Source organism: Corynebacterium sp., assembly GCF_043426755.1.
GTDB lineage: Bacteria > Actinomycetota > Actinomycetes > Mycobacteriales > Mycobacteriaceae > Corynebacterium.
Window position 1 is genome coordinate 1 of sequence record NZ_JBHWRP010000072.1, and the last position, 3,690, is coordinate 3,690.

Genomic DNA, 3,690 nt, shown 5'->3' on the forward strand with positions numbered 1-3,690 from the left:
GGCTACGTCCGCGCCTTCAAGTTCGACCCTGACACCGAGAAGCAGCTGCTGGCCGGCGAAAACTATGAGGCGCTTGGCCCGCTAGCCCGCTACTCCCACGCGATGAGCCACACCACCTACGCACCCACCGTCTTACGCGCCGGCGGGGCGATCAACGTGCTGCCTTCGCACGCGTGGGTGGAGCTGGACATTCGCCCGCTCCCCGGACACACGCAGGATGACATCGACAACGTGCTGCGCGAAGCACTTGGCGATCTCGCAGACCGCGTTGAGATCGAACACCTCATCACCGAAGACGCCACCCTCTCCCCTGCTGAGGGGCCGTTGTATGAGGCGGTCGTCGACACGTTCCACGAATTCTTCCCCGACGTACCCGTCATCCCCACCATCGCTGCTGGCGGCTCTGACCTGCGCTTTGCCCGTCGCCTTGGCGGTGTGGGCTACGGCTTTGCACTCCATGCGCGCGAGCGGCTTTTCGACGAAGTCCTCAACCAGTTGCACTCACATGACGAGTACGTGGACGTGGAAGATGTCGAGCTGACCGCCCAAGCCTACCATGCTCTGGCCCGTCGTTTTGTGGGGGCCTAGGTGAATCAGCGCTAGTATCACGTGCCACTTCAATCACATTGAGGTATTGTGCACTCTATGAAACTTCGCGCAACGATCGCAGGCCTGGCAGCTGCCACGGCCATCACCTTGTCCCCAGCCGTGGCTAACGCGGATGTCATTGACGATGCACTGGCCAAGCTGCCATCCGGCCCCATCTCCTGCGAGCAGGCAAACCGCTACTGGACCAACGAAACCGACTACAACAACAAGGTTGCTCAGGCCCGTACCCTGGCCAGGTTCGATTCGCGCGGCCCTCAGATCCTCGACGCTCTTGGCCGTGTCGACGAGGCCGCCAACCGCTGTGGCCTGAAGGGCGGCGGCGCAGCCCCAGCCCCCAACAACCCGGCACCGAGCAACCCGGCCCCCGCCCCGGCTCCTGCTCCTGCCCCTGCGGGCAACCTGATCAACCTGACCCCGCAAGGTGTCCCGTCCGTTGATGTACCTGTTGCTGATCTGGCCACGGTGCGCATCCCAGACCTGCTCGGGCTGCTCAAGCAACTGCTGGCTACGTTCAACATCCAGCTGCCGGCCGGTTCCTCTTTCTAGCTCCCCTTTTACGCCCCTGCTCCGGTTAGTTCCAACGCACAATGTTGGACCTGAACTGTTGGAACAGGGGCGTTTTGCTACCCCGAGGCCCGAAAAGTGCCCAGTTCCAACAGTTCAGCTACAGCAGTTTGGACGGGTTTGGGCCGGGAGTGAGCCACGTGGCGCAGGGGTTAGTTCTTGCGCCAGATCGCAGCCGACAGCACGGTGGCGAACGCACTCCACAGTGGGTACGGGATCAACCATGCGCCGCGTGTTTTGTTCACCTGCATCGCCCGGCGCGTCAGGTCCGCACTGGACACAGTCAGCGCCGCAGCACCGGCGGTTGCCAGGGCTGGAGACTTACTGCGGAAGAACAGGGCGCACCACCCCGCGTTGAGCGCCAGGTTGATTCCAAGAGCGGTGGCCAAGGAGTTGCGCGGCTGCTCGTCGTTAGCCTCGTCGGCATCGGCAATGGACAAGCCGCTGACCAGGGCAATGTCCGTGTAAAGCGCGGTCCAGGCCACGGGGAACAACCACTTCGGCGGCTGGAATGATGGTTTGCGGCGCGTGCGGTACCAGATGCTGTCTGGATCGGTCGCGATGGTGCCGAGGGTGGCCGCAGCCGCGGTGGCTAGGCCGGTGCCTCCAACGATCTTCCGGCGGCGCTTCTTGCGGGCTCTTTCTAAAAAGTTCATGCCCCCACCCTACGGACTATCCGACACCGGCTGCGTAAATCGCATAAATTGAAGTGTATGACTACTGATATCGGGCCTGATACCACTCCGATCACCCGCCCCGTCGACGGTTCGATCATCGACTACGCGCCCCTCTACTCAGCGGACGGTACGCGCCACGCCGTCGACGCTGCTCGCCTCGCCCAGGCGCAGTGGGCATCCACCCCGGTTACGAAGCGCAAGGCGATCATGCTGCGCTTCCATGACCTGGTGCTGGAGCGTCGCGACGAGTTACTCGACCTGGTCCAGGACGAATCGGGAAAGAGCCGCCGCTCGGCCTTCGAGGAGGTGCTCGATGTCGCGATCACGGCACGCCACTATGCCTATGCCGCGCCCCGTTTGTTGAAGACGCGACGGGCGAAAGGCGCTCTACCGGTGGCCACCCGCACGCGCGTGCAGCGCGAACCAGTAGGTGTCGTCGGCATCATCGCGCCGTGGAATTACCCGCTCACGCTCGCTGTCTCGGATGCGATCCCCGCTCTCTTGGCCGGTAATGCCGTGGTACTTAAGCCCGATTCGCAGACGCCACTGACCGCCTTACGCGCGGCCGCACTCCTTGAGGAAGCGGGGCTGCCAGAAGGCGTGTTCACCGTGCTGCCTGGTCCGGGCGGTGAGGTGGGTCAGGCGATCGTCGAAACGTGCGATTACCTGATGTTTACCGGGTCCACCGCGACCGGCCGCACCCTGGCGGAGCAGGCAGCGTCGCGCCTGATTGATTTTTCTGGCGAGCTCGGCGGCAAAAATCCGCTGATCGTGACGTCGGACGCGGACGTGGACACCATCATCCCCGGCGTGCTCAACGCCTGTTTTTCCAACTCCGGCCAGCTGTGCGTGTCCGTGGAGCGGATCTACGTGCACGCCGATGTGGCCAACCACTTCATCCCTGCGTTCGTGACCGCCGTGGAGGGCATGCGCGTGGCCGGTGACAAATCCTGGGAGACGGATATGGGCTGTCTGATCAGCATGGATCACGTGGATCAGGTAGCGGGCTTTGTCAGCGACGCCGTCGCTAAAGGGGCCACGGTGGCTGCCGGCGGGACGCGCCTGCCCGAGCTCGGCCCCACCTTCTATGCGCCGACGGTGCTTGTCGACGTCCCCGCCACCGCTGATCTGTACCGCGAAGAGGTCTTCGGGCCGGTGGTCAGGGTGGAGGTGGTGTACTCCCACGAGGAGGCCATCTTGAAAGCCAACGATACTGAATACGGACTCAACGCCGCGGTGTTCGGCCCGGCGCGCACCGCACGCGGGATTGCGTCGCAGTTGCATGCGGGCACGGTGAACATCAACGAGGGCTATGCCGCCGCGTGGGCGAGCGTGGATGCCCCCATGGGTGGGTGGAAGGCCTCCGGAGTCGGGCGACGCCATGGCGACGAGGGTTTGTTGAAGTACACCCAGGCCCGCACCGTGGCTGAACAGCGCATTGTGCCGATCGCCGGGCCGGCTGGCGTGGATAAGGAGAATTGGTCGGGCCTACTGACCGCGACGTTAAAGATTGGGCGCGACTACCTGCGCTAAAAGCGCTAACGTGGGATGTATGAACACCACTGCATTCATTACTGACCTTGCTGACCGCGCCGAATTCTCCCTCAACCAGATCCGCGATTTCACCCCTGCCGAGTTCAACGCCCACCCGCAGATGCATCCCAATTCCGCCGCGTGGCTGTTGTGGCACACCGGCCGCGAAATGGACGCCCAGCTGGCCGCCCTGTCCGACCACGAAGAGGTGTGGACGGCGGAGGGCTTCCAGAAGCGTTTCGGCCTTGGTGAGCTTGGCGATTCCTTCGGCTATGGCCACAGCCAGGATGAGGCCCGCTCGATCCAG

4 protein-coding genes and 1 pseudogene are annotated in these 3,690 nt (G+C 63.6%); 4 read left to right on the forward strand and 1 reads right to left on the reverse strand.

Features of this window, described 5'->3' with window-relative positions; translation table 11 throughout:
* Window positions 1-588: M20/M25/M40 family metallo-hydrolase (locus ACHFGA_RS07065; RefSeq protein ID WP_394281704.1), on the forward strand; the 588-nt coding region annotated here is incomplete at its 5' end.
* A 57-nt stretch (window positions 589-645) separates the two neighbouring features.
* Complete coding sequence (locus ACHFGA_RS07070) at window positions 646-1,155, forward strand: hypothetical protein (protein WP_394281705.1); 510 nt, start codon at window positions 646-648, stop codon at window positions 1,153-1,155.
* A gap of 170 nt (window positions 1,156-1,325) precedes the next feature.
* Here the strand turns inward: ACHFGA_RS07070 and ACHFGA_RS07075 are convergent, their stop codons facing one another.
* A complete protein-coding gene (locus ACHFGA_RS07075) occupies window positions 1,326-1,829 on the reverse strand; it encodes a TspO/MBR family protein (protein ID WP_394281706.1) in 504 nt (167 codons plus the stop codon).
* Between the two features lie 57 nt (window positions 1,830-1,886).
* Between ACHFGA_RS07075 and ACHFGA_RS07080 the strand changes: the two genes are divergently transcribed.
* Both ACHFGA_RS07080 and ACHFGA_RS07085 read left to right on the forward strand, forming a co-directional pair.
* Entirely contained in the window at window positions 1,887-3,383 is a 1,497-nt protein-coding gene (locus tag ACHFGA_RS07080) for a succinic semialdehyde dehydrogenase (protein ID WP_394281707.1), read from the forward strand.
* 19 nt (window positions 3,384-3,402) lie between these two features.
* A pseudogene (locus ACHFGA_RS07085) lies at window positions 3,403-3,690 on the forward strand (hypothetical protein); the annotation flags it as partial.

What these genes read in the sequence shown, in the direction of transcription:
- ACHFGA_RS07070 (WP_394281705.1), top strand. Translation starts at nt 646, where the DNA reads ATGAAACTTCGCGCAACGATCGCAGGCCTGGCAGCTGCCACGGCCATC.
- ACHFGA_RS07075 (WP_394281706.1), bottom strand. Translation starts at nt 1,829, where the DNA reads ATGAACTTTTTAGAAAGAGCCCGCAAGAAGCGCCGCCGGAAGATCGTT.
- ACHFGA_RS07080 (WP_394281707.1), top strand. Translation starts at nt 1,887, where the DNA reads ATGACTACTGATATCGGGCCTGATACCACTCCGATCACCCGCCCCGTC.